The organism is Petrimonas mucosa, from assembly GCF_900095795.1.
GTDB classification, from domain to species: Bacteria; Bacteroidota; Bacteroidia; order Bacteroidales; family Dysgonomonadaceae; genus Petrimonas; species Petrimonas mucosa.
Genome location: NZ_LT608328.1, coordinates 3,135,450 through 3,160,629 on the forward strand (window position 1 = coordinate 3,135,450; position 25,180 = coordinate 3,160,629).

Below are 25,180 nucleotides of genomic sequence, written 5' to 3' on the forward strand. Positions count from 1 at the left end.
GTTGATTACTGCAAACTACTCGAACCCTTTCTTCAGCAGGGCCAGAAAATTTTTCACCTTCTCATCGTCAAAATCCCACGAGGTCTCTTCCCGTAAATAGCGCTCTACATCCACATAATTGTCGAATGCATTCAATCTGGCCATCATGCCATTCATTGCCTCACGATCGTTGTCGAACAGCTCCCGCTGAAAGTAGAAACGGTCGTTCAGGCTCAACCCGCGCCTGATGTCCAGTCTGGGAGAGGGCGCCTGTATCATGTCGTTCAATGATCGGGGATTTGCAAGTATCTCCTCAACCGGTTTTTCCCGCTTTGGTTTCGAAATCTTGGGATTGGAATAGGAGGGCAAATCTACACCCTCTGCATATAGATTTTTCCGAGGTGATGCCGGTTCCACCACAGCTTCAATTGACGGCAATCGGGGTTTTTCCGGTTTGACCTCTTCAACAGGCTTGACCACCTCAACAGGCTTGGCCTCCTCGGCCGATTTTTTATTCTCGCTTTCCGACAGGAACATCAACAGTTTACCCATCTGATGTTTCATCTCTTCTATCTGGGACATCTCCAGTTCATGAAGCAGTTTCATCACCTCCTGTCCTGACTGAAATGCTTCACGAAAAAAAGAGAATGAAACGGACTCCTCACGTTTTATGGCAGACACCATTGCTTCAAGATTGTGCAATTGGTGAAGCAACTTGTCGATATACTCCTCTTTTCTTTCCATAATTACCCGGTTTGAGCTGTTTTTGTGTTAAAACGGGATAAATCGACCACAAAAGTAATCATTATTTGTTTGGCTCAATAAAATCGTTTGGCAAATTCACAAGATATAACATTTGTGAACTTCTTGTAATTGAAGTGTAAAGCCATCTGTAGAAGTTGTCACCCATGTGCGATTCATTGAGATATCCGAGATCCAGAAAGACGTTTTTCCACTCACCGCCCTGGGCTTTATGACAGGTTACCGCATACCCGTACTTTACGAGAAGGGCGTTGAAATAAGGATTTTCCTTCACTTTCTTGTATCTTGCACTTTTCCGGGAGATATCTGCATAATCTTCCATTACGGCAGTGAAGAGTTGATCGCTCTGTTCACGGGTCAGGCCCGGCACTTCGGTATGCAGGCTGTCGAGGTTGATTTTCGCTTCAAATTCCACACCATAATCGTTATGCCGAAGCAGGACATTGCAGAAACGGAATCCATACATCGTTTCCTGACGGCGTACCCGAACCACCTCCACAAATTCACCGTTGGCCAGAAAGTCGATATCCTCAATCCCGCCAGCCCAATGATAATTGTTTTTCGTGATCATCAGCAGATCCCCAGGAGAAAGCTCCTCCTCACGGTAAAGGACCCTATTCCTGATCCCATTGTTGTAGGCATTCACCCGTTTGTTGGAGCGTGAGATCACGATGGTCTCCTCAATCCCGTCCCGATGGTAGGCAGACGAAATCTCCTCGATAAGTTCGGTGCCAGATATTCGCATCACATCGTTGAAGGCATGAAGATTGATTTTGGGAAACCTCTTCGTATCATTGTTCCGCAAGGCGTTCCTCAACAGGGTTGCATTCATCAGGATGCCCGAGTTCTCAGATTGCCGCACGATTTCGGTAAGTGTACATGAGACCACCTCCAACAGATAAGAGCTTATGGTCTGCTCATCGAGAGCCGGGCTGAACTCTTGCTGTACGGGTGGCAACTGGGCCGTGTCGCCAATCAGCAACAACCGGTTTCCATCGCCCGAATATACATACTCTATCAGATCATCCAACAACCTGCCCGAGCCAAAAATGGAAAATTCACGGTTATCGTTGCTGATCATCGAGGCCTCGTCAACAAGAAACAGCGTCTGTCTATGCCTGTTTTCGGCCAGTGAGAAAACGCCTGGGCCTTCAGTAAATTTATCCATCCGATAAATCTTCTTGTGAACGGTGAATGCGGGCTGACCTGCATAAGCAGAGAATACCTTTGCAGCCCTTCCCGTTGGAGCCATCAATACCGTTTTCTGGTTAAACTGCGACATCGTTCTTACCAGACTCCCGATAAGGGATGATTTGCCGGTTCCGGCATATCCTTTTAGCAAAAAGAGCTGGTTATTTGATCGCGAATAAAGAAAATCAACTATCTTTGCGATCGCAGCGTATTGATCGGCAGTAAGATCGAAAGCAAAATTCTCTTTGATTTTTTCGATAAAGTACCGATTTACCATTTTTTTGAGTTATTTTTGTGGTAAATGTAGCACATTTATTATTCTTTTTCTAAATTTGTACTCTAAAATCGAAAGTAATATTTCAAAACTAAATAAAAAAATAAAAAGACATCCATGAAAGTTGTAGCAAGAGTGCTTTTAGTAGCAGCCATTATCCTATTAGTTTTCCTTTGCTGGAAAAGTATTCAGGGTCCTATTGACTTCAATGCGGAGGTAAAACGTCGTGACAACGCAGTTATTCAACGACTGGTTGATATCCGCACAACACAGGTTGCTTACCGTGCACAAAAAGGGACATATACGGCCGACTTCAATGAATTGGCCGAGTTCATCAAAAACGGCAAAGTGGCATCTGTGGCACGGTCGGGAGACCTCACCGAGGAGCAATTGGAAGCTGGGATGACCGAAGCGAAAGCAATGAGTATCATCCGTACCGGAAATGAAAAAGCAATACGTGCTGCCGGCTTGTGGGACGAAACCAAGAATGCTCCCCAGCTCATGCGTGACTCTATCTTTGCACCTGCTGCTGAAGTACTTTTCCCGAACAGGAAAATCAATCCCGATTCGTTGGCATATGTTCCTTATGGAAAAGGGGCAAAATTTGAGATGGCGGTTGATTCACTGATAACTGCCTCGGGTTATCCGGTACAGGTGTTTGAAGTCAAAACGCCATACACAGTTTATTTGGGAGATTTGGACAAGAAACTGTTGAGCCAGAAAATCCAGGAGGTATTGGATCGTCCCGGCGACAGATATCCAGGCTTGATGGTGGGTTCACTGAAGGTGGCTAACAACAACGCTGGAAACTGGGAATAACTTCAGCAGTAAATCGCTGTGAAGATCTATGTTTTTACCTGAGAATATTGATTTAGCTCAATCTGAAAAGTATACATTATCCATCCGGCTAATACCGGATGGATTTTCTTTTTGTATCTATTCCACCGCCGACAGATCGGTATTTCACTACCAGGAAAAGAGGTTCAGTAAAACCCTCTCCCAGATCGGAAATATCGAGAAAATATTTTTTGAGGTCAATTTTTTCTCTCATCCATTTCAGAAAGTAGAGGTAACGGTTGTGTCACCCCGATACACCACCGTTCCGGATGCCTATTTCGAAAAAAAGAGAGCCGGCGAACTGTTCACATTCAATATACATGGTGAGCATGGAAAGGTGCTGAACAATCTCGTTTCTGAAACTGGATATCACATCCTTTTCGATCTCGACGAGGAGCTCTACTCCTTCTTGTGCCGCAATCTGTGGAATCCTGCTTTTTACAGCCATCAGGCCAGGCTACACCCCTTTCTCTCCAACTACCGGAATGAGGGGAACCGGAAAAGGTGCTTTGTGGATTTCCACGACGAGATGGTTTCCGTAACCTGTTTCTACGGAACCAGGCTGCTTTCATCCAATACCTATCCTGCCAGGGAGAGGTATGAGGCGTTGTTCAATATCGCCAATGTGTGGGAGCATCAATCCCTAGATCAGAATACAGACCTGCTGGTGCTTTCAGGCAATTTGCGGGAGAACAGCGAAAGTGCCGATACGCTGCGAAGACTCATAAGAAACGTGGAGGAGCTGAAGCCCGATACTCCGAATGGATATCTCTCTCTTCCTACCGACATCCTTTTGGCATTGAATAGTGTTGAATCTTAACTTCTCAAATCCTGTATGCGGATAATCAGTGGAAAATATAAATCGAGGCGGATTCCTGTACCGGCTAACCTGAAAGCAAGGCCTACTACCGATTTTGCAAGGGAGAGCCTCTTCAACGTGCTCAACAACCTGATAGAGTGGGAGGAGACAACAGCTTTGGATCTATTCTCCGGTACTGGAAGCGTGGCCCTTGAACTTGTGTCGCGCGGTTGTCCCTATGTGGTGAACGTTGAGATGAATGCCAACCATTACAACTTCATCTGCAAGGCAAAAGAGTTATTGGGAGCAAAGGAGCTATTTCCGATAAGAGGAGATGTATTCAAATACCTTCAGTCGGTTCATCAGCAGTTCGATCTGATCTTTGCCGATCCACCATACGATCTTCCTGAACTGGGAACAGTTCCGTTGCTTGTCCTCGAAAAGAACTTGCTGAAAGAGGGTGGAATCTTCGTGATGGAACACTCCAAGGAGTACAACTTCTCACATCTTCCCCTCTTCAAGGAGGAGCGAAAGTATGGCAGTGTCCATTTCACTTTTTTCGAGAAGAGGGAGGAGAGGCCCTGAACATATCCACCCCCTACTCTACCCTTTTCAGTCTATTCACGCTGATATTCTCCTCCACGATGGCATCAATGACTGCAATAACAGTCATGTTTACGATGTCTCGTACCGACATGCCCACGTCGAGGATGTGAACGGGCTTGTTCAGTCCCATCTGGATCGGCCCAATAATATCACCCACACCAGTCTCAAGCAGGAGCTTGTAGGCCGTGTTTGCCGAACTCAGGTTGGGAAAAACCAGTGTATTCACACTCTTCCCCCTCAGTTTTGTAAAGGGAAATTTCTCGTCCCTGAACTCCTTGTTCAGCGCCACATTCACCTGCATCTCGCCATCCACCACCATATCCGGATAATCTCGATGGAGTGTCTCCACCACCTTGTGGACGCTGGCTGGGCTTCCCACCTTGTCGTCGCCGAAATTGGAGTAGGAAAGCATTGCAATAACGGGGTCATGAGCAAACAGTTTTACCGTCGAGTTGGCCAGCCGGGCAATATCGATCAATGCATCGGCCGAAGGGTGCCGGTTGAAGAGCGTGTCGGCAAGGAAGAGCACCCCTTTCTTTGAATTGACGATATGCATGGCCGCTATATGGTTCAGTCCCTTTCTGATGCCGATAATATCCTTGGCCAGGTTGATAGTGTCGAGGTACTTTCCGAAGACGCCGGTAATGAGCGCATCGGCATCGCCCGACTCCACCATCATCATCCCGAAGGAGTCGCGGTTGAACATCTGCTCGGCTGCCTCATGGAAGGTATAACCCTCACGGCATCGTTTATCGGAAAGCAGTTTGGCATATCGCAGACGCCTTGACTCCTCCCTGTCGTGTCGAAGATTCACAATCTCCACCCCTTCCAGATTGATCTGGTTCTCGGCTGCAATATTGGCGATCTTCTCTTCATTGCCCAACAGTATCGGATAACAGATACCTTCACTGACACAGGTCTCTACAGCCTTGAGCATGTTCAGGTGATTCGACTCCGAGAAGACCACCCGTTTGGGGTTCTGTTTGGCCATTTCGTAGAAGCGACGCAGCATCTTGTTGTCCAACCCCATCCTTTCAAGAAGTATCTCATTGTATTCGTCCCAGTCGGTTATGGTCTTCCGGGCAACTCCAGAGGCAATGGCAGCTTTGGCAACAGCTGGCGCTACCGCTGTCAACAGCCTGTTATCTAAAGGTTTAGGAATGATGTAGTCTCGTCCGAAACTCAACCTTTTCAGATTGTATGCGGCATTCACCACATCGGGGACCGCTTTTTTGGCCAGATCGGCAATCGCGCGGACAGCTGCAATCTTCATCTCCTCATTGATACAGGTGGCACGAACATCCAGCGCCCCCCTGAAGATGTAGGGGAAACCCAGCACGTTGTTTATCTGGTTGGGATGATCGGAACGGCCGGTTGCAAAGATTATATCCTTGCGGGAAGAGATTGCCAGCTCGTACGATATTTCAGGGTTGGGATTGGCCAATGCAAAAACGATCGGGTTCTCGTTCATCGATTGCACCATTTCAACAGTCAGCACATCGGCTACTGAAAGCCCGAGAAAAACATCAGCCCCTACAAGTGCCTCCTCCAGGGTGGAGATGTTCCGATCGGTTGCAAACGGCCTTTTCCGTTCGTTCAGGTCGTTCCGGTATTTCGATATCACTCCCTTGGAGTCGAGCATCACAATATTCTCCAATTTGGCTCCCAGGGCAATGTAAAGTTTTGTACAGGAGTTGGCAGCAGCACCTGCTCCATTCACCACAATCTTCACCTCTTCGATCTTCTTGCCGGTCAACTCCAACGCATTTAGCAGACCTGCCGCGGAAATGATGGCGGTACCGTGTTGATCGTCGTGCATGATGGGGATATCCAGTTCCGCCTTGAGTCGCTCCTCAATTTCAAAGCATTCCGGCGCCTTGATATCTTCCAGGTTGATGCCACCAAAAGTGGGCGAGATGGCCTTGACCACCTGAATGAATTTCTCCGGATCCTTCTCGTTGATCTCAATGTCGAAGACATCGATTCCGGCGAAGATCTTGAAGAGCAGTCCCTTTCCCTCCATCACCGGTTTCCCGGCAACTGCACCAATATCACCCAGGCCGAGCACAGCCGTACCGTTAGAAATAACTGCCACCAGGTTACCTTTGGAGGTATATTCGTAAGCTTTCTGCTCATCCTTCTCGATCTCGAGGCAAGGCTCGGCCACCCCCGGCGAATATGCCAGCGACAAGTCGTGTTGGGAACTATAGGGTTTGGAGGGGACTACCTCAATCTTACCGGGACGCCCTTCGGCATGATACCTCAGGGCCTCTTCGCGCAATTTAGTTGACATTGTTCAGGATTTTCTATATAACCTAAATAAAATGTACAAATTTAGGCAATCCAATCGAATAAATGAAAGAATAGGGGAGATTTATATAACGGCTATACCTTCAACAACCCGCGAAACCCTCTGGCGGCATAATAGGATTCAGCGCCGTTATGATAGATAAAAACCCTATCGTAACGCCGGTCACCGAGAATGGCTCCCCCAAGCTGCCGGATCGCGGATGGTGTAGCAATCCAGCTGGAGGTTTTGGTATCGAACCTCCCCAGTTGCTGAAGTTCCCGGTACTGCTCCTCATTCAGCAGCGAGATTCCCATCTCTTCTGCCATTCCTATGGCACTCTGCCGGGGTTTGTGCTCTTTTCTCGACTGTAACGCCTCTGGATCATAGCATAGACTCCTACGCCCTTTGGGACTTTCAGGAGCACAATCGCAAAAGATGAATTCTCCGGTATTTTTGTCGCGACCGATGACATCGGGTTCCCCTCCCGTCTCTTCCATTGCCCGCAGCGACCACAATTTTTCGGGATGCTCTTCAAGACGCCGCAGCACCTCATCCCATTGCAATCCGGGATGGCGCCCCATATTCCCAGCAAAACGCCTGCTTAAAACGTCGAGCAGCAGGTCCTTCTGTTCCGGTTCAATGATGTTACTCTCCATATCCTGATAATTTTCCGGTTCACTTTCTCAGTATCTTCTCCATGCTCTTCCCCTTAGCCAGTTCATCAATCAATTTATCGAGATATCTCACCTTCTGAACTATCTCATCCTCAATCTCCTCAACACGGTAACCGCAGATTATCCCTTTTATCTTTGAGGCATTTGGATGGATCTCCGGCGCCTGCCTGAAGAAGGTTTCAAAATTGATGTCGCTCTCCAAGATGGCCTTTAACTCATCTTTACCGTATCCTGTCAGCCAGCAGATGATCTCATCCACCTCCTCCCTGCTTCTGCCTTTTCGTTCAGCTTTCCCTACATAATAAGGGTAGACGCCGGCAACAGACATCTTGTATATCTTTTCGCTATTTTTCATGTTTCAGTTTGCTGTATACCTCCAGGTCTGTAAAAAAACCGTTGGAAAGGAGTTCACCTTCTCGCTCAATCCCTTCAAATATGAATCCCAGCCTCTTCGGGATATTGCTGCTTGCGCTGTTTCCAACTGCACATTTTATCTGAATCCGGTTTATGCCCAACTCATTAAAAGCAAAATCACAGAGCCGCTCTACCGACCTTGTCACAATCCCCTGTTTCTGATATTGCTCGCAGAGCCAGTAACCGATCTCCGTTTTTCTGTTTTGCCTGTCGGTATCCTTAAAGCCTATCAGGCCTACAAACCGACCACACTTCCTGATAGTAAAGAGATATTCAAACCGATCGGCCGGGGCATTCACCACCGAATCCACAAACCCTTGCGAGTCTGAGATATCCAGGGTATAAGCCACAAAGGGCAACCATCTTCCCAGATATTCCCGTTGCTGGTCGATCGTTTCGAAAATCGCCTCAGCGTCGGAACGTTCCAATTGTCTCAATGTTATTTCCGAATCAATTTCCAGTATCATATATTTGTCTTATAGTCACTCTCCTTCCATGTTTAGCGAAATCATCTTCCCCTGTCGGGTTCCTGCGGGCCCATCTTATTGCTTGCCGTAGGTCTCCTCCAGGAATGATACTGTTGAACGGATAATCTTCCGCAACAGATCAGGATCGATATCCGACAACCTTTTCACATAGATGCACCCCTTACCCATTTTGAACTTACCCAGTCTGGCAAGCAACTGCTCCTGTTCCGGAGTACCTGCATAGACATAAAGGGAGATGGCGGCCTTTCGTGGCGAGAAGCCTACAAGCATCCAGTCACCCTCCTGACGGCTACGCTCCGACTTGTAATGGTACTTCCCGAAACCGATTATCGAGTCGCCCCACATCTTCGGCTCATAACCCGTTGCCTCGCGCATCAGCTCCAGCAAGGCGAAACTGTCGTCCAGCTTCTGTTCGGTGTCGGCATGGTTACGGATAAAATGCGCCACATCGCCGTCATGTTCTCTAGTCTTCAGTTCTGCCATATATTTTAGATAATCAGGGTTGCTTTTTCCATATTTTGTCCGCCTGCTCCAGGTATAGCGGCAGGGCAGCCGAGCCATACCATTGATAGAGATCGGCGGCCAACAGTTTCTCCCTTACTGCCGGATCACTCTCCAACAATTTTTCTGCCTCCTCCGTTGTATCCACACTGAGAATGAAGATCCCGCGGTAGTGCTGCTCATTCTTCGCCAACGGACCGGCCACCACCAGTTTACCTTCTTTCACCAGACGATTGATATTCTCCATGTGCCCCCTGAAACACTCCGACACCAAAGCGGCGTCGGCAGTAGTGTTGGGTCCTGTCTTCAGAATTACCAGCACAAAACTCTTCATCCCATAATCATCAGCTCCCAGCTTTTTTGCCAGGGCTGCATCGTACGCAGGGTTAACGGTTGTTGTCTCTGCCTTTGCCTTCTTCCCCCTCTCCTGTAAAACGGAGTGGAAAGAGGCGAAAGCAGGATATGTCAACGCAAGAAAGAGGATGAAAAAACGACAAGATTGACTTCATACGATTTCAGTTTTTATCTTGGACGGATCAAAAACTTGCATTGATCATGCTCTTGCGTAAGCGCAGGAACATCGACACCCTGCAAATCAGAATCAACAGTTTAACACACAAAAAAAGAATTTGTTTTGGAAGAGCAGTAGCGAAACTGTCAAAAAAGGATTCTACCCCGTTAAAAAGCTGAAAAGAGAGTAAGTTGCAAAACAATATCGCGCGTAAAGCTGTTACCTATGGATACAATCTACTAAATTAATCAAAAACAGCGGAAAAAATTTTATGGAGAAATATACAATTCCTGCACAAGCACGCATCGGACATATCCATCTGAAGGTGTCTGACCTTAACCGTGCACTCTCCTTTTATCGCGACCTGCTAGGGTTCGAGGTAACCATGATGTACGGCAAACAGGCTGCCTTTCTCTCCGCAGGCGGTTATCATCATCATATCGGATTGAATACCTGGCATAGCCAGGGGATGCCGGAGGCGCCACTTGAGGGGGTGGGACTTTACCACACTGCCATCGCCTACCCTACCCGACGCGATTTGGCACTGATATTGAAACGTTTACTCGAAGTAAACTATCCACTCACCGGAGCAAGTGACCACGGAGTATCTGAAGCCATCTACATGGATGATCCCGATGGCAACGGTGTGGAGCTCTATTGGGACAAGCCCAGGGAGCAGTGGCCGGTGGAGGCGGACGGATCGCTCACCATGTACACCAGGGCCCTTAACGTAAGGGATCTGTTGCATGAAGCCGAAAAGGAACCGGCACACTGAGGCACGGAATAGAAATTAAGGCAGAAGAGCCACCGGCCACTGCTCCCTGGAAGGGAGAAGCCGATGGCTCTTCTTTATCGATTACGGCCGTATCACCTCGAGCGGATCTCCCGCCGCATAAAGGCAAGATATGAGAGGATAAAACAGAGGAAGGTCAGCGCGATCAGTCCGGTAAGTTGCGGCCAAACCAGCAACAGGCTCTGTCCAAGTGGCAGGGGACCCGGGATGGCACCCTCCATCTGCTCCATGGTAAGTGGGCCCAGACTTCGCACGGAAGGAACCAGCAATGTAGAGGTAGCCTGGCTGTAAAGCTCATTGGGCATTGCCTGCATCAGCAGAAACCTGAACCGCTCAAACAGGTAGATCGTTCTACCCGACGCATAAGGCGACGGCGTTGCAGCCTTGATCAGCAGGTTGGCAATCAACGGGTAGAACACCGTAAAGAAGAGCCATACAGCAATACCGGCCAAAGCGGAGGTAGCAGGCTGCCGGAAACGGACAGAAAAAAAGACCGACAGATTGAGCCACAGCGCCACATACACAATGCTCAGCAGCGTGAATGAGAGGATACGCATAAACTCGGACGGAGTGGGTGGAACACCAAGTGCTACCAGACCAGCACCTATCACTGCAAAACTCAGTACGAAAAAGAGCAGCGAGATCACCAGCAAGGCTGCAACAAACTTGGTATTGATCACATAATCACGCGGGATGGGCTGTGCCAGCAAGCGACTTAACGTACCCCTGTTTTGTTCCGAGTTGACTGCATCGAATCCGAGACTGATACCTAAAAGCGGGCCCAAAAATCCGATGAAGACAAAAAAGGGCGGCAGACTACCGTCGGAAAGGGTAAAAAGATGCAGGAAAAAGAAGAGATCATCGTTGTTTCCCGTGCTTCCAGCATTGCCGATTGCAGTCAGGGAGGTATAAAGCGAACCTATACAGGTAAGCAGGATAAGTCCCATCAGGATAACCACCCGCCAGCTACGGATATGATCACTTACTTCCTTCAGCACCATTGACCGGAACACTCCGGGGGTTGCCCCCGATTTCCGGTAAGCGCTGCACAGATTACGCAATTCCGGTACAATCCGGCGCAATTGCTCCTCCCAATACCCACGTGTAAGAAATCTATGCTGAATCGCTGTTATCTTCATTCCTTTCTCCTCCTTCAAAATAACGGTAATAAATATCTTCCAGACCATATTCACGGCCGTTCTGCTCTTCACTCTCCGCAAAGAGTTGACGGGCAAGTGAAGTGATGTCGCCTTGCGCCAGCAGGCGTCCTTTCACGAAGATTCCTACCCGGTCGCACACCTGTTGTACCTGGTGCAGGTGATGCGACGAGAAGAGTACCGTAATACCCTCTTCCCGGCTCAACGATACGATCAGCCCCAGGAAATCCCTAATACCTGACGGGTCGATACCCAATGTGGGCTCATCGAGGATGATCACCTCAGGGTTCTTTATCAATACATCTGCCAGCCCAAGGCGCTGCCGCATTCCCCGGGAGTACTTGCCTACCTTCTTGTTTATCTCTCCATCAAGACCTACACGCTCTAAAAGCCGGAATGCCCTCTCCTCAGCATCCTTATCGGGAATGGCATTCAGTCGAGCCGTATAGATCAGGTTTTCGGGACCGGTCAGATCGTCGTAAAACCCCACATCCTCGGGCAGGTATCCTACCCTTCTCTTCACCTCGATAGGCTGGGATACAGGGTTCAGACCACATACCTGTACCGTTCCGGAGGTGGGTTCGGTCAGCCCCATCAGCATCAGGATAGTGGTCGACTTGCCCGCGCCATTGGGGCCAAGCAGACCAAAGACCTCCCCTTTGCCAATGGAAAGAGTAAGATTATCCACCGCCGTAAAATCGCCATACTTCTTGGTGAGATTACAGATTTCAATGGTTGGTGATTGCATAGACTACCTCCTCCCATATTTGCGGAACAGCCAATATACTGTACCAATCGCACCAAAGATAATCAGAATACCCAGCCAACCCCAGAGCAGGGGGGTCCTGACCGACATCCGGAACGAAGCGTCGGACTTAACTTCAGGTGTCTGTGCGGTAAGGTTGACTACATAATCACCCGGGATGGCCTTTCCGTAAGCTTTTATCTCTGCTTTCACCTGGGCTGTCTCACCTGCCGCAATGAAAGGAATGGTATCGGGAGAAAAAGTTGCCTCCCAACCGCGTGGATTGTTTGCACTCATACGCACGCTGCTCAGGTCGGTAGAACCGCTGTTTCTCACCACCAGATCGATCTTTTTCCTTCTGCCGGCGGTTATCTTCTCGCTGAGTCTACCCTCCGGCGTGGTCAGTTCAATGCCATAGGTCCCTGATATATCAGCCTCAAGTTCCAACTGGGCAGAAGAGGATCCGGTAGTAGCCATCACCGGGATGGTATATTTTCCTGCTTTCACGTTATAGGGAGGCTTGATCTCGATTGTGATATCCTTGCTCTGACCCGGTTCAATTTCAACCGATGTAGCCTGCTGGTAATTGGGCTTAAACACCACCGTCCATCCGCGCGGGGCGTGCGAAGAGAGTGCATAAAGCTGTTTCTCGCCGGTCTGGTTCTCCAGTTTTGTCCTGAAGTTAAAATCTGAGGTTGCGTGACCTTGCATGTTGCTCTGGTCGGCAGTGAATTCGGTCTTTACTGTTCCTTTTTCGGAAACCTCTATGGTGATGGGCAAAACAGTGTAATTTTTGGCCAATACCCGGAACGTGTAGCTCCCTTTATCTATATCGTAGGGCAATTCAACTTTCAGGTTAACAGTTTTCTTCTCTTTGGGCAGTACCGAAATGCGGCGCGCGCTCCAACCTCCGGAGCGGAGCGAGTATGTCCAGGTGTCGGGAATTCCCTCAACGGCAATTTCAGCCGTGGCAACCGATCCGCCGTCATTGATCAGGTCGATGGTGTAGTCAATCTTCTCTCCCGGAGGAACCACAATTTCGGGATAAGGTGTGTAGAGGCGAAGGCTCTGTGCAGTAGTTGTTGAAAAGCCTGCTAGCGTAAGCAGAAGGAATGGCAGAAAAATTCGGGTTAAACTCTGCTTGCAACTCAACATAAATAATTCTCCTTTCATAGCTTCACAAAAATCGAATAATAAACTTTTAAAATGGTTATGTATAATAAAAAATGCCGGTCGGCCCCAACGAAACGAGATCCGGGTAAAGTCTGTTTTTTTCATTCCGGTGGAGGCCGGCACAGTATGGGGGATAAGGTTTTCCCAAACACAAAATTAAGGAAAATGATCTCTCCTAATCAAACATTTGACAAAATTTAACAGCTGTAGCTCTTGCTGGCAGCAAGAGCTACAGCCGGTCGACGGATTCAGATCCGTTACTTATTGAATATCCTCCCCTGGGGGTGGAATTTCAGCCTCCTTTTCATCTCTCAGTGAAGCAATCTCCTTGCGATGACGGATTTTATCGATGGTTGTCTCTTCGGCATATCCGATAATCACTCCAAACTCGTAGAGCCGGGTTATCGTCACCCCTTCCTCCCGGAGGTTCTCCGCCACAACGTCTAACCGGTCGAGATAGTAAGCAGATACGGTAATAACAATTTGTTTCATGGCGCTAAAGGGAGTCCTGCACCTACATCCTGTGCAGGTGACGTTAAACTGCCTGCCGTCCGGATCAACTCCTGTCCGATCATCGCGGGCGTGGCATCGGGAAACTTTTCGCACAGCAGGGCAGTTATTCCTGCCACATGCGGTGTAGCCATGCTGGTACCGGAAAGGGTACGGTACCTCGCAGGCATGGGCCAGGATGAGTAGATCGCCACGCCTGGTGCGGCCAGATCCACCAGTCCCTCCTGATTGATTGCACGGTTTGAGAAATCGGCCACCTGCAGCGCTGAGTCTACCGCACCCACCGCGAGGATGGAAGGACAATCGGCGGGGCTGCTCACCGGGCTGAACCGATTTTCGGATCGCCTGCTGTCATTTCCTGCTGCAGCCACGACGAGCGTTCCTTTTGAAAGTGCGAACCGGGCAGCCCTTTCGTAGGCAATGTCGTAACTTTGTCCCGGGAGGACTTTCGATCCCAGTGACATCGACAATACGCGACACCCGTTGTTCGCTGCCCAGGTCATCCCGTCCAGAATCCAGGCCTGCGCCCCTCTTCCCCCGTTGTTCAACACTTTTCCTGCGTAAATCTGAACCCCCGGAGCCACACCGTACCGCACCCCCTGCTGATCGGACGAACCACAGGCAATCCCGATACAATGCGTTCCATGCCCGTGGAGATCTTCCGCAGTTTCATCGGGAACAAACGAGAAGGTCGTCAGGTTTCTTCCTTTAAAATCGGGGTGTCTTACATCGAAACCGGTATCCAGCACAGCCAGCTTGACGCCTTCACCGGTATAGACCGACTCGTGTGCCCTTACAGCCTTAATGCCCCAGGAGGATTCTACCACTGTATCGACAGTAACATCGTCCGGGATATAAACTACTTTCTCCGGTTCCACAGTATAATCGGCATCTACAGGGTGCAACAGCTCCATACTGTCGTCATCCACCGCCACAAGAGCTATCCCCAGTTCATTGTAGAAGAGTACATCTGCATCCTTTATCCTGCTTTCACACATGGTTTCCGTAATAAAATCGGCCGTATTGGCAACCGTCAAGCCCCATTTTGTCTCGAGCAGCCGGGTAGTTTTCACCACCTCCCTCTTCCCATTCCGGAGAATGAGCAGATGTCGTCCGGTATAAAAGGGGGTGACCTCCAGATCACTTGCCGCAGCCTCACGATACATCTCACTCGAACTACTATCAGATGCAGGGTGATCCCAAAAGACCCTTTTTCCTAGAAATGGAGGTTTCATTGTCAGTTCATTTATATACCGTTTTTCAACTCCCTGCACATTCCGTTCAGGGATCTCTCAATAGATTGCTCAATCTTCCTGCAGCAACCTCAACACCTCCTCGTCGATAATCCGCCAGGATCTCTTCCCGGGTGAGCTCTCTACAACTCCCTTCGCAAGCAGTACGTTCAAAGCGGCACTATCATCGTGGCTAAGTCGGCCAAGAGTACCCTCCTCCCTGATCCGCTGCAACATTGCTTTCTCCTGACCGGTGAGAGATTCGAACCTGGAAGAGAGGCCAGATCCGCCGGAAGCTGAAAACAAAATTTGTCCCCCTTTCCTCCAGATGGCAGTCTCCGCCCTGAGAATACTGTTCTCTTCCATAATTGAAAAGAGGGTGGGCAAGAAAATCCGGGTATAGTAATAGCCCGATAGAAATCCGGCAATAAAGAAATAGACGAGAAGTGAAACGATCACCGGACCGGCAAGATGGCAATCCTGGCCGGCACAGCTACTGTTGGCGGTGACGTAGTCTGCGATGCCCTGCAGGTAATCGGGAATCTTGGCAAGCTGAGTCAGCGTAATTCCGATAATGATCTTGGTCAACCAATCCGATACATCTTCGAGGTTTGTGTTGGGCAAATACTTGGTGGTCCGTCCATAATCTTCCCTCGGGTCGTAGTTGCGGTTCAACCGTGGAACCCCGAACAGAAAACCCAACAGGGCCCCACTAAGCATGGAGGCCAGTGAGATGATCAGAAGCAATCCGAAAAAACTCCAGTAATGGTGGGAAATGGCAGCACCTATGGCAGTAGCTCCTATTCCGGCAACCACGATGGCAAGGGGCCACAGATGTTTTACATTCATTGTTGTCCAGGTAAAGTTATCCTTTCGTTTCCTTCAGATAGATATTCCTCTCCTCAGCTGGGGCTTACCCCTGCAGATGCAGGTCCACAGGATCCGCACAGACCTTGGAATCGAGTGCGGCCAATCATATTATTCAACAGATAGGCAAGTTAATAAAAACTTTTGAAACAGGCAAACTCTTGAAGAGATTTCACCATGATAACCCCAATGTAAACAGCATAAACAATTAACTGTTTGATACCAGATAAAGTTTATCTCAAAAAAAGGGGCGGACTCTCAATCCGCCCCAAATAATGAAACATATCAATCCTTAAAATAGTCTAATATCCAGGGTTCTGAATTAGTCCCGGCTCCACTTTCAGACTGTTCTCATGGAAAGGCCATAAGTAGTTGTGAGGTTTAAATGACCGGTCCTCCACCTTCAATGTGACCTTTCTACCATCAACAATTCTGGTATGTCCTTCGGCCGGTTTATTTAAAACAACCTCTGCAATCCTCCAGCGTATGATGTCGTCATAACGTTGCCCCTCTCCTGCAAGTTCAATCCTCCGTTCATTCCTGATCAGATCAATCCACTGTTGCTGGGTATAGGAATTATATTCCGGAAGGGTGACATCAGCATAGTTCATATCCAGACCGGCCCTTCTTCTGACATCATTGATGCATTTCTTGGTCAGCTCATCAATTTGATTCAGCATTATCTTTGCCTCTGCATATGTCAACAACACCTCTGCATAACGCAGCAACGGGAAGTCCATATTGCCTCCGCTTTTAAAGGCATCTGTCTCATCCACAAATTTCCTGAACCAGAAGCCTGTCCTGCTTGACCTCAGATTTTGATAAAACATGGGAGAGTTCTCATTGTAGATATCAATCTCCTCACCATAGAAGAGGTCTCCATGCCCCATGATCGATGCACTGTAACGGGGATCCCTGTTCAGAGAAGGCGTTAATTCATACTCCTCTTTGGAGTGTAAGGGGCATTTGTCTATAGGTCTGCCTTGTGCAGTCCAATATGTATCCACCAATGCTTTGGTTGGCACGCAGTATGATTGTCCGGGACCCGTCCGGTAATGAGGTCCCAGGTGTTGGAATGACTGTGTGGCACTATTGTTGTGACTTGCCATGTCAAACCACATGATGAACTCGTTGTTCACCTTTGAACCTTTATAATTGAATAGGTCCTCATATACGGGATAGAGTGAATACTTCTTGCTGTCAATGATCTCCTTGGCCAGTTTAGCCGCCAATTCATACCTGCCGTTATAGAGGGCATAACGCATGGTAAGTGCCTTAAATGAATACCTGTTGAACATGTATTTATCCGAAGTGTATTCATCAGGTGGCAATTTTGCGGCTATCTCATCGGCCAGGATGAACAGGGTATTCAAGATCTCCTCTTTGGGTGTGGCCGGTTGACGGGCGGTCTCCAGGTCTGCCGGCTCCAATACGAACGGGACATTTCCCCACCGCATGGTCAGCCTGAAATAATGCCATACCCTCAACGCTTCAAGAATACCATGATATTTGCCCCTGACACTCTCATCCTCCACATAGGGCACATCCACATTGGCAATAAACGTATTCAAACGTCCCAAATGCTTCATGTATAACTCATAATAATAGAGAAAATCGTAAGTGTTACTGTTGAAGTTCCCGTTGGCGATATTCTGATGCCTGTCATCTGCAAGCCTGCTGTATGCGTTATCTGACTTGGCCTCATCCATGTAGAATATGATTGGTCTGGACGTAGGATTTGTAAAGACATCCAGATAACTGCTGTATACTACTCGCCGAAGATCCTCCTCATCATTGAAAAACTCAACAAATGATGTGGCCGTTGGATCTCTTTTATCCAAAAAGTCATCACAACCAATCAGGAAAGTCAGTATCAATATCGGATATAATAATCTTTTCATCGTTGCAACTATTTTTAGGTTAGAATAATGTTACCTGAAAACCAATGCTGTAGGCTGCCATCCTGGGATATGCCCCATTTCCGCCATCCCGCTCAGGCTCAAGCCCCTCCCATTTTGTAAAGGTGAGGAAGTCCTGAGCATTGAAATATAATCTGAGATTTCTCATATTGTGCCTTATTTTAGGTATCGTATAACCCACCTGGAGCGACTTGATACGGAAGAAAGAGGCATCACTCAACCATACATCGCTCAAATATGTATTTGTACTGGTTCCGGTCCATACACGCGGGAAACGGCTATTGGGTGTTTCCGGGGTCCAACGGTTATCAGCATAATACTGACGGGGTGCACCCAAGTTGTTACTTCCTCCATCAACAAAGACCGGATAACCTTCCTGACCACCCAATCTGCCTACCCTTTTACCTACACCTTGACCAAGCAGGCTGAAATCCCACTTTTTATACCGCAGATCGAACGTCACAGAATAGTTATAATGGGGAGCTGTATCACCCAGGAAAATCCTGTCTTCATCATTCAATACCCCGTCACCGTTCTGGTCCACATACTTGATATCACCAGGGAGTGTATTGGGAAATTTCGCCGGTGTTGCATCAATCTCTTCCTGGTTCTGGAAATAACCATCAGTTTCGAAACCATAATAGTTATTGATGGGAATACCTCTGAACCAGATCCGGTCATTTGTCCCCTTGAATATCAGCGTGTCTGAGGCACTGTATCCGGCTTTCAGGACCTGATTCTTATTGTCGAACAACATTCCTCCAATGCTGTAAGAGAGATCTCCAATCTTATCCTGCCATTTTGCAGAAACCTCCCATCCTTTGTTTTCCACCTCTCCGATATTGACTGAAGAGGTCAGATAGTAGGATCCGGTCAAGGGTGGAACCGGGAAATCGGAATATATGAGGTCAAATGAGTGCTTTTTATAAACATCTGCAGTAACTGTCAGGCGATTATTAAGCATACCCAGGTCAAGGCCGATATTTCCCTGATTCTGTTTTTCCCACGTGAAATCGGGATTAGGAACACGCATTGTCCAACCCCAGGTATTCACCACCTCTTGCCACAAATAGGGACCCACATTCTCATTTCCAATTCTCCCCCATGAAAACCTCATTTTCAGATTGGAGATCGCTCCAGACTCCTTTAAACTCTCCATGAAAGATTCATTGTGTGCATTCCATCCAAAGGAGGCTGAAGGGAAGACACCCCATTGGTGACCCGGGGCAAACTTGCTGCTTCCATCGGATCTGACGGTGGTCTCAAGCAAATATTTGTTTTCCAAAGAGTAATTCAATTTTGCGAAAAACGAAGCTTTGGTTATCTCCCGATAATCTGTAAAGATATAGGACATCACTTCTGATCCGCCAACGGCATAAAGCTTATCTCTGCCATCTCTTAACTCTTTTTCAAAATTCAACAGTGCTCTACCAGTCAATTGACTCTCGCTTACATTCTGCTCGGCACCAATATCGTTTCCCCACGTTGTAACCGGCTTCCCGTCTCCATCATAAAATTTATAGGTCAGACGTCTCCACTTGCTCGCCGATTTGTCAATCGTGTAAGATACATTTCCCTCAAAATTCAGATCATCAGTAATATAATATCGCGGACGCAGATTGATAGTGCTCTTGTCATACATATTATTCCAAGTTCCTCCCTTTTCAATAAATGCTACAGGATTTAGGTCATTATGGAGTATATAATGATTGGGAATATCAGAGTTCTCATAATATATCCCCTGGGTAGGGTTCATCCTCCAGGCTATCTGATACAATCCATGCCCGTCATTGTTGCGACGCAGCCTGTCTACCTTCAATCGATGGGCGTAAAAATCAGCCAGTAGGATAAATCGGTCGGCAATATTGATGTTTGTATTGAAACGGGCACTGAATTTGTCGGAACCTTCAATTCTATTCAATCCATTTTCTTCAATATAGCCAAGCATGAGGTTAAAAGTACCTACACCACCGCCTCCTGAAATACTCGCGGTTGTGTTATAGGCAGATGCAGGCCTTTCCATGATCGCCTTTACCCAATCTGTATTTGGCGTGACGCCCTCTTCTGCCAGTCTGATATCTTCATCACTATAGAGCAGGGGTTGACCCTGAATTGCATGAGCCTCATTTCTGAGCCGCATAAAGTCGGCGGAGTTCACGAACTTGGGCAGATTGAGCGGACTATGTATAGCAAACCATGAGTTCAGATTCACCCTGAATTCTCCGGTTGTTCCCCTGTTTGTCTCGATAATGATGACCCCGTTGGCACCTCGTGAACCATACATAGAGGCAGCAGCGGCATCCTTCAGAATGTTGACACTTTTGATCTGATTGGGATCAATATCTGACAGTGGCTGCTCCATTCCATCCACAATTACCAGCGGAGCTGCATTTTGGAGTGTACTGACACCCCTGATAGAGATACTGCCAGGGATAGATCCAGGGAGGTTACTTCCTCGAAGCATCGTCACACCGGGAACAGTTCCTGAAAAAATCTCCTCCAGCTTGACAATAGGCCTGGTAATAACCCTTTCAACATCAACAGATTCAATGGAAGAAGCCAAATGCCTCCTCTCAACTGTATTATATCCGGTCACAACCACCTCCTCCAACCTCACGTTGCTCTCTAGCAGGACAACGTCTATCCTTGTTTTTCCGGTGGTAACCTCTTCATGGTCGTTGAAACCCATGTAACTGAAGATCAATGTAACATCTCCATCCACATTAATCTCATAGACCCCATTTTCATCAGTAGTCGTACCAACGTTGGTACCCTTGACAATCACATTGACATAGGGCAATGTCTCACCATTCTGGTCGGTAACAGTCCCATACACCCTTTTCTGTTGTTCTACAACAGAGCTGTTGAAATGTAAATGAGAGACTTCTCCTTTTGCTCCTTTTACATTTGGGCATAACAACAAAGAGCAAATAACAAAAAAAGTAGTGAAAGAACTTAATTTAACCATAGCATTTACTTTATTGTTGTAATTTTGAACTCACTTTCCCAAGCCTTACTCTATTACACAAACAGGACCTTTGCTGCCTTCCTGTAACGAGATAGGGCAGCCCTGACAGAACTGGATTTAATCGTTCTCACAGGTATCATCACGGTTTCGCCAATCTTTAAACTTAATAGTGTATCGGGTATCGATATTTTTGTGACCGGTTTTATGGTATTTAACTGATTATTAAATCTCAAGGGATGGGACAAACCAAATTTGAGGAGATGGTCGGTTTTTCGCGTGGATATATCAGTAAATTAAAATCTTCAATAGGAGCAGAAAAACTCTCCAATATAGTTAAGGTTTTCCCAAACCTTAACCTGGATTGGCTAATTATGGAGAAAGGCGAGATGTTAAACACCTCCTGCCCTTCCAACCTCAACAGTCAGACTGCCGATATAATGGACAAAGAGAGAACAGAATATAAAAACAGATACTTTGAAATATTGGAAGAGAATCGAATGCTACGTTTAGAAATAGAAAAACTCCGTAATGGTCCTGGAGCAGACATCAACAGCTTATAGCAATAATTTTACCTGTCTCATTTTTCCCCCGCAATCCGATGAAAACTGCCTGATATAACTACAGGCTTTACGTATCACCACTCGCTCAGCGATCTGTCGAGATAGCCGGTGCTGTTGAGCGACTCTTCCGGTATCGGCAACACTTCGAAATCTGAAACTGCAGCCCGTGCAGGATGAATGGCCAACAGGCAGCATAAAATAAAGAGTGCACCGTATCTTTTGTTTATCCTAGTCTCGCTATTTTTTCACTATTGTAATACTGTTTTCGCCTTTCAATTCCGCGTTTTTCAAGGTAAGTACGATCCGGGTTACACCGTTTGGCCAGTACCGTTTCAGTCCATTGTCGGCAACCGGTATACATTCGATTTCCAGACCCATCTTCTTCTGATCGTACTCCATCTCCACCGTGAAATCATCACCCTGGAGGGTCAGTCTGCCCGGTTTCCTGGCAGTAACTTTACAATAGGTGACAAAGTTCAGCGTGGTAGGATTCTTCGGTCTCCGGGAGAAACTATACCGGTCTTTCACTACAAACCGCCTTCCCCGGTCGAGCCGATAAGAGCGCTCCCAACTGCTGATGCCGGTCTCCTCCGGATAGGCTGCCGCAATATCGGTTGTGAACTCAATCCGGTTTTTATTGGCCGAGAACCGGCTGTTCCGGGCCTGAAACTCTCTACCCGGCAGCTGATCACGGCCGTTGATCCTGGGCAGGTTATGGAATTGCGACTGCATGGTCCAGATTTCATACCTGGCACTGCTGAAGGTTTTGGCGGTATAGGTCTCCCTGCCCAGATCGATCAGGCAGGGCTTGCCGTCGGCGTAGAGGAGGCACGAGCCAATATCGTTATGGTTATGGCTCTCATTGTTGTGGCCTCCTTTCGCGGCGAAGAAGAATCCCGAGGAGCTCTCCTTCATATCCCTCCCCCCACCTACCTCGGTATCGGGAAGCCAGAAATCACCGATCAGGACATTCCTGGCCGTGGCATTGGCAATCTCGTCGAGGTAGATCAGCTGCATGATCTGTTCATCGATCTTCTCTCCCGGCTTTTTCCTGCCCCAATCGCTTTCCCGGGCCAGGAATGCCCCGAACTGTTGCATGGCGACGTCGCCGATATCTTTCCCGTAACGATAGATGATGGCGGGACGGCTACTGGTGGTTGCATCGGCATCGGCAAAATTGATAAAATAGGGGTAATCGATATAGGCTTTATAGATGTAGCTGCCCATATTTCTGATCAGCGGGTTGTCATATACATTGAATTTTCCCCTGGTAGCCCGCCACAACAGGTCGAGACACTGATAGAGCGAGGCCCCTGCCCTGCCCCAGTAGGAGGGTCCCTCGTCGCATCCGCCATCTTCGGGATAGATGTTGACAAAGCTGTCGAGGGAGCGGATCACCTTCTCCACATTACTGATCTTTTTCTGCTGATCATCCTCAAGTATCAGAATGGCCGTAAGCATATTGTGGTTGGTCCATGGATTCCAGTTGTTCACCGGTCTTGAATCGAACCCCATCCACCAGAAATCATCCCGTTCGTAATAGGGAATGAGCGCCTTGTTCATGATCTCCTGTTTCAGCCGTTGTGATATGAGCGGATGAATCTTGTCGAACTCCTCCTTGAAGAGGAACCATGTCCAGGAAAGCAGATTGGTTATCTCGCCCACGCCCAGGTCGATCACCGGCTCGTTGACATCGGGCAATCCATCTTTTGCCTTTTGTGCTGTCAGGTGAGCCGACCATCCCCACCAGGTCTGTTCGCTGTAGTACCAGACACCGTTGACGATCTGGTCGATAAACCGGCCTTCCCCCTCTACCAGTTCTCCCATCACCAGTGCCTGAATGGCATTGCTTGGTGCGGCGTACGCTTCTTGTCTCCGGTCTCCGGAGCGGATGATCTCCAGGTAGTCTGTCGCTTTCACCACCGGCCAGCCGTAATCAATATATCTCTCTGCCGCCTCGATATATTGTTGCCGGATGGAAAGCGGCAGCTTATTCCAGAAATCGCGATCGTTGTAAGTCGGGAGTCCGATCTCCGAAAAATCTTTTACAAGTACTTCCGTCAACCCGATGGCCCGGGATTCATGCTGAAGGATATCTCTTTTCTCATAAGAAAAAACGCCTGTTGAAACCAGCGTCAACAGTACTATAAACACGCCTCTTTTCATATGTAAATTGTTCGTTCTCCCGACATCGCCTTCGGCTCGTCGGGAGAACGGACGGAGGATTACATCCTGCATTCTACTCCTCGCCTAACGGCGACATCGTAGAACACAGGATTTGCGAGATTACAAGGGATAGTGGATATCCCCCCCCCCCCGCAACCTCGCAAATCCTCCGTCCGATATATAAATATCTATTAATTAATGATTTAATTCATTTTAAAAATTATATTTCTTCGTTTTGACAAAACAAAAGACAGCACTCATCTTTTGGACAAATGCACCGGTTATCGGAAAGACAAACAGGTAAGAAGGGTTTAAAATTTCATATGCGTGCTCTTGGGCAACAACCTTGGGTGCTTACCTGTTGAGGTCAGTTTCATATTCGACTTAGACGCCTTGTCGCGCCGTACGCCAGTAAAAATCGACCTTTGGTACTTGTTTCCCGTTTATGTCAGGGTTGGAGACTTTCAACTTCCGGCAGGACTGACGGGATTATGCGGGACAAGCTCGACGCAATATCCCATCTTTTCCAACTCTGCCTTCAGATACCTTTTGCGCCTTGCTTCCACCCGGCTGTTTAAATAATCGGCTCCCAGTTCATTGTAAGGGACTTCGTCTTTCAAGACATGATACACCGACTTGAGGATGGAGTGGGCCACGGCCACTATGGCCCTTTTCTTGCCGCGGCGGGCCGCCAGGCGATGGTACCGGGCATGGTAGAACGTGTCTTTTGTCCGCGATGCCGCCCACGCTGATTGGCTCAGGATGGATTTGGCCTGCTTGTTCCCGTGGGTGGTGCGTCCGTTTTTTTTTTACCGGCACTCTCGTTGTTACCCGGTGAAACGCCCACCCAACTGCTTAGATGATTCTCATTGGGGAAGACATCCATATCCAGCCCGATCTCGGCGATAAGGTCCTCCACGCTCTTGCGGTTCAATCCCGGGATCTCCCGCAGGCGTTCCAGGGCATTCTCATAAGGGGCAAGGGCCTGTTTGATCTTTTCATCCAAATCCCGTATGAGAGACTCCAGGTGGTGGTTGTCCCCCCGGATAGTGCCCAGCAGGTAGATGTGGTGGTCGGTGATGTAACCGTTACAGGCTTCAAAAAGCTCCTCTTTGGTGGCTTCTATCTTTTTGTGGTATACCTCTTCAATATCGCCCATGGTCACTTCTTTCCCCTGACACAACTTGTCGATCAGTCTGGTTGCCGTTACTCCCGAGGTATCGCTTAACACGCTCGAAAGTTTCACATTGCAGTCTTCCAGGATGCGGATGATACGGTTCTTGTTCGAGGAGATATCCTGTACCAGTTTGGTCCGGTAACGCGTCAAATCCCGTAACTCCCGTTGTTCACGAGGGGGAATATAACTGGGTTTTAGCAAGCCGGCAAGCAATAACTTGCACAGCCACCTGCTGTCCTGCTTGTCCGTCTTATGCCCCGGGACGTTCTTCACGTGGCGGGCATTGACTATCCAGACCGTCAATCCCGAGGGCTCGAGGACATGATAGACAGGCTTCCAGTAGACTCCCGTACTCTCCATTACAACGTGGGTTACCCTGTTTTCCAATAACCAGTCTTTTAATTCTGTCAAAGAGCGCGTCACGGTCCCGAATTCACGGGTTTCCGTCCTAAGTCCTTCGCCACTTATGGTGGCCACTAACATCTTCTTGTGGACGTCTATCCCGCATCCCCGGGAGACGACCTGGTTGAATGACACTTGTGATTCCATAAATTATTCCGTTCAATGAGTACGGCAAATGTACGGAA

24 protein-coding genes are annotated in these 25,180 nt (G+C 48.2%); 5 read left to right on the forward strand and 19 right to left on the reverse strand.

Annotation, left to right across the window (positions count from 1 at the left end; translation table 11 throughout):
* Positions 1-15: 15 nt before the first annotated feature.
* Both ING2E5A_RS12490 and ING2E5A_RS12495 read right to left on the reverse strand, forming a co-directional pair.
* The gene (locus ING2E5A_RS12490; RefSeq protein WP_071137685.1) at positions 16-723 is read right to left on the reverse strand and encodes a hypothetical protein; all 708 of its coding nucleotides are present in this window, start codon (positions 721-723) and stop codon (positions 16-18) included.
* Between the two features lie 61 nt (positions 724-784).
* Positions 785-2,209 carry an ATP-dependent DNA helicase gene (locus ING2E5A_RS12495; RefSeq protein ID WP_071137686.1) on the reverse strand — a complete coding sequence of 475 codons (1,425 nt, stop codon included), beginning with the start codon at positions 2,207-2,209 and terminating at the stop codon, positions 785-787.
* A gap of 114 nt (positions 2,210-2,323) precedes the next feature.
* Here ING2E5A_RS12495 and ING2E5A_RS12500 point away from each other — a divergent pair, with 114 nt between their 5' ends.
* From ING2E5A_RS12500 to ING2E5A_RS12510, 3 genes are read left to right on the forward strand one after another with little or no spacing between them, the layout of a single operon-like run.
* On the forward strand, positions 2,324-3,025 hold the full coding sequence (locus tag ING2E5A_RS12500; RefSeq protein ID WP_071137687.1) for a hypothetical protein: 702 nt from the start codon (positions 2,324-2,326) through the stop codon (positions 3,023-3,025).
* A 28-nt stretch (positions 3,026-3,053) separates the two neighbouring features.
* Positions 3,054-3,863 carry a DUF3822 family protein gene (locus ING2E5A_RS12505; RefSeq protein ID WP_071137688.1) on the forward strand — a complete coding sequence of 270 codons (810 nt, stop codon included), beginning with the start codon at positions 3,054-3,056 and terminating at the stop codon, positions 3,861-3,863.
* A gap of 15 nt (positions 3,864-3,878) precedes the next feature.
* On the forward strand, positions 3,879-4,427 hold the full coding sequence (locus ING2E5A_RS12510) for an RsmD family RNA methyltransferase (protein WP_071137689.1): 549 nt from the start codon (positions 3,879-3,881) through the stop codon (positions 4,425-4,427).
* Between the two features lie 13 nt (positions 4,428-4,440).
* On the opposite strand, the gene ING2E5A_RS12515 is transcribed toward ING2E5A_RS12510, so the two are convergent.
* The 6 genes from ING2E5A_RS12515 to ING2E5A_RS12540 form a co-directional block, all read right to left on the reverse strand.
* The gene (locus tag ING2E5A_RS12515) at positions 4,441-6,741 is read right to left on the reverse strand and encodes an NADP-dependent malic enzyme (protein WP_071137690.1); all 2,301 of its coding nucleotides are present in this window, start codon (positions 6,739-6,741) and stop codon (positions 4,441-4,443) included.
* Between the two features lie 92 nt (positions 6,742-6,833).
* The gene (locus ING2E5A_RS12520) at positions 6,834-7,394 is read right to left on the reverse strand and encodes a DUF4256 domain-containing protein (protein ID WP_071137691.1); all 561 of its coding nucleotides are present in this window, start codon (positions 7,392-7,394) and stop codon (positions 6,834-6,836) included.
* A gap of 19 nt (positions 7,395-7,413) precedes the next feature.
* Positions 7,414-7,767 (reverse strand): DUF2200 domain-containing protein, encoded by a 354-nt coding sequence (locus ING2E5A_RS12525; protein WP_071137692.1) that lies wholly within the window; start codon positions 7,765-7,767, stop codon positions 7,414-7,416.
* Positions 7,757-8,293: a GNAT family N-acetyltransferase gene (locus ING2E5A_RS12530; protein WP_071137693.1), complete on the reverse strand. Its 537-nt coding sequence runs from the start codon at positions 8,291-8,293 to the stop codon at positions 7,757-7,759. Before ING2E5A_RS12530 ends, ING2E5A_RS12525 begins: the two co-directional genes overlap by 11 nt.
* A 75-nt stretch (positions 8,294-8,368) precedes the next feature.
* The gene (locus ING2E5A_RS12535) at positions 8,369-8,797 is read right to left on the reverse strand and encodes a DUF1801 domain-containing protein (RefSeq protein WP_071137694.1); all 429 of its coding nucleotides are present in this window, start codon (positions 8,795-8,797) and stop codon (positions 8,369-8,371) included.
* Between the two features lie 13 nt (positions 8,798-8,810).
* Positions 8,811-9,284: a YciI family protein gene (locus ING2E5A_RS12540; protein ID WP_071137695.1), complete on the reverse strand. Its 474-nt coding sequence runs from the start codon at positions 9,282-9,284 to the stop codon at positions 8,811-8,813.
* A 313-nt stretch (positions 9,285-9,597) separates the two neighbouring features.
* On the opposite strand from ING2E5A_RS12540, the gene ING2E5A_RS12545 reads away from it, so the two are divergent.
* Complete coding sequence (locus tag ING2E5A_RS12545; RefSeq protein WP_071137696.1) at positions 9,598-10,101, forward strand: VOC family protein; 504 nt, start codon at positions 9,598-9,600, stop codon at positions 10,099-10,101.
* 92 nt (positions 10,102-10,193) lie between these two features.
* Here ING2E5A_RS12545 and ING2E5A_RS12550 read toward each other — a convergent pair whose 3' ends face one another.
* The 8 genes from ING2E5A_RS12550 to ING2E5A_RS12585 all read right to left on the reverse strand — a co-directional run bounded on the left by ING2E5A_RS12550 (position 10,194) and on the right by ING2E5A_RS12585 (position 20,558).
* On the reverse strand, positions 10,194-11,120 hold the full coding sequence (locus ING2E5A_RS12550) for an ABC transporter permease (RefSeq protein ID WP_071138359.1): 927 nt from the start codon (positions 11,118-11,120) through the stop codon (positions 10,194-10,196).
* Positions 11,121-11,232: 112 nt separating this feature from the next.
* Positions 11,233-12,024 carry an ABC transporter ATP-binding protein gene (locus tag ING2E5A_RS12555; RefSeq protein ID WP_071137697.1) on the reverse strand — a complete coding sequence of 264 codons (792 nt, stop codon included), beginning with the start codon at positions 12,022-12,024 and terminating at the stop codon, positions 11,233-11,235.
* A gap of 3 nt (positions 12,025-12,027) precedes the next feature.
* Entirely contained in the window at positions 12,028-13,194 is a 1,167-nt protein-coding gene (locus ING2E5A_RS12560; protein WP_231960387.1) for a COG1470 family protein, read from the reverse strand.
* A gap of 261 nt (positions 13,195-13,455) precedes the next feature.
* Positions 13,456-13,686 carry a hypothetical protein gene (locus tag ING2E5A_RS12565; RefSeq protein WP_071137698.1) on the reverse strand — a complete coding sequence of 77 codons (231 nt, stop codon included), beginning with the start codon at positions 13,684-13,686 and terminating at the stop codon, positions 13,456-13,458.
* On the reverse strand, positions 13,683-14,939 hold the full coding sequence (locus ING2E5A_RS12570; protein ID WP_083373338.1) for a S8 family peptidase: 1,257 nt from the start codon (positions 14,937-14,939) through the stop codon (positions 13,683-13,685). Before ING2E5A_RS12570 ends, ING2E5A_RS12565 begins: the two co-directional genes overlap by 4 nt.
* Positions 14,940-15,008: 69 nt before the next feature.
* Complete coding sequence (locus tag ING2E5A_RS12575) at positions 15,009-15,785, reverse strand: hypothetical protein (protein ID WP_071137700.1); 777 nt, start codon at positions 15,783-15,785, stop codon at positions 15,009-15,011.
* 320 nt (positions 15,786-16,105) lie between these two features.
* Entirely contained in the window at positions 16,106-17,704 is a 1,599-nt protein-coding gene (locus tag ING2E5A_RS12580) for a RagB/SusD family nutrient uptake outer membrane protein (RefSeq protein WP_071137701.1), read from the reverse strand.
* 19 nt (positions 17,705-17,723) lie between these two features.
* Positions 17,724-20,558, reverse strand: coding sequence for a SusC/RagA family TonB-linked outer membrane protein (locus ING2E5A_RS12585; RefSeq protein ID WP_197678504.1), 2,835 nt, complete (start codon positions 20,556-20,558; stop codon positions 17,724-17,726).
* A gap of 368 nt (positions 20,559-20,926) precedes the next feature.
* On the opposite strand from ING2E5A_RS12585, the gene ING2E5A_RS12590 reads away from it, so the two are divergent.
* Positions 20,927-21,250 carry a helix-turn-helix transcriptional regulator gene (locus tag ING2E5A_RS12590; protein ID WP_071137702.1) on the forward strand — a complete coding sequence of 108 codons (324 nt, stop codon included), beginning with the start codon at positions 20,927-20,929 and terminating at the stop codon, positions 21,248-21,250.
* Between the two features lie 237 nt (positions 21,251-21,487).
* Here ING2E5A_RS12590 and ING2E5A_RS12595 read toward each other — a convergent pair whose 3' ends face one another.
* The 3 genes from ING2E5A_RS12595 to ING2E5A_RS12605 form a co-directional block, all read right to left on the reverse strand.
* Positions 21,488-23,416 (reverse strand): heparinase II/III domain-containing protein, encoded by a 1,929-nt coding sequence (locus tag ING2E5A_RS12595; protein WP_071137703.1) that lies wholly within the window; start codon positions 23,414-23,416, stop codon positions 21,488-21,490.
* A gap of 464 nt (positions 23,417-23,880) precedes the next feature.
* Positions 23,881-24,078 carry a hypothetical protein gene (locus tag ING2E5A_RS15405; RefSeq protein ID WP_092034235.1) on the reverse strand — a complete coding sequence of 66 codons (198 nt, stop codon included), beginning with the start codon at positions 24,076-24,078 and terminating at the stop codon, positions 23,881-23,883.
* A gap of 95 nt (positions 24,079-24,173) precedes the next feature.
* Positions 24,174-25,142, reverse strand: a complete 969-nt coding sequence (locus ING2E5A_RS12605) for an IS110 family RNA-guided transposase (protein WP_071135738.1) — start codon at positions 25,140-25,142, stop codon at positions 24,174-24,176.
* Between the last annotated feature and the right edge of the window lie 38 nt (positions 25,143-25,180).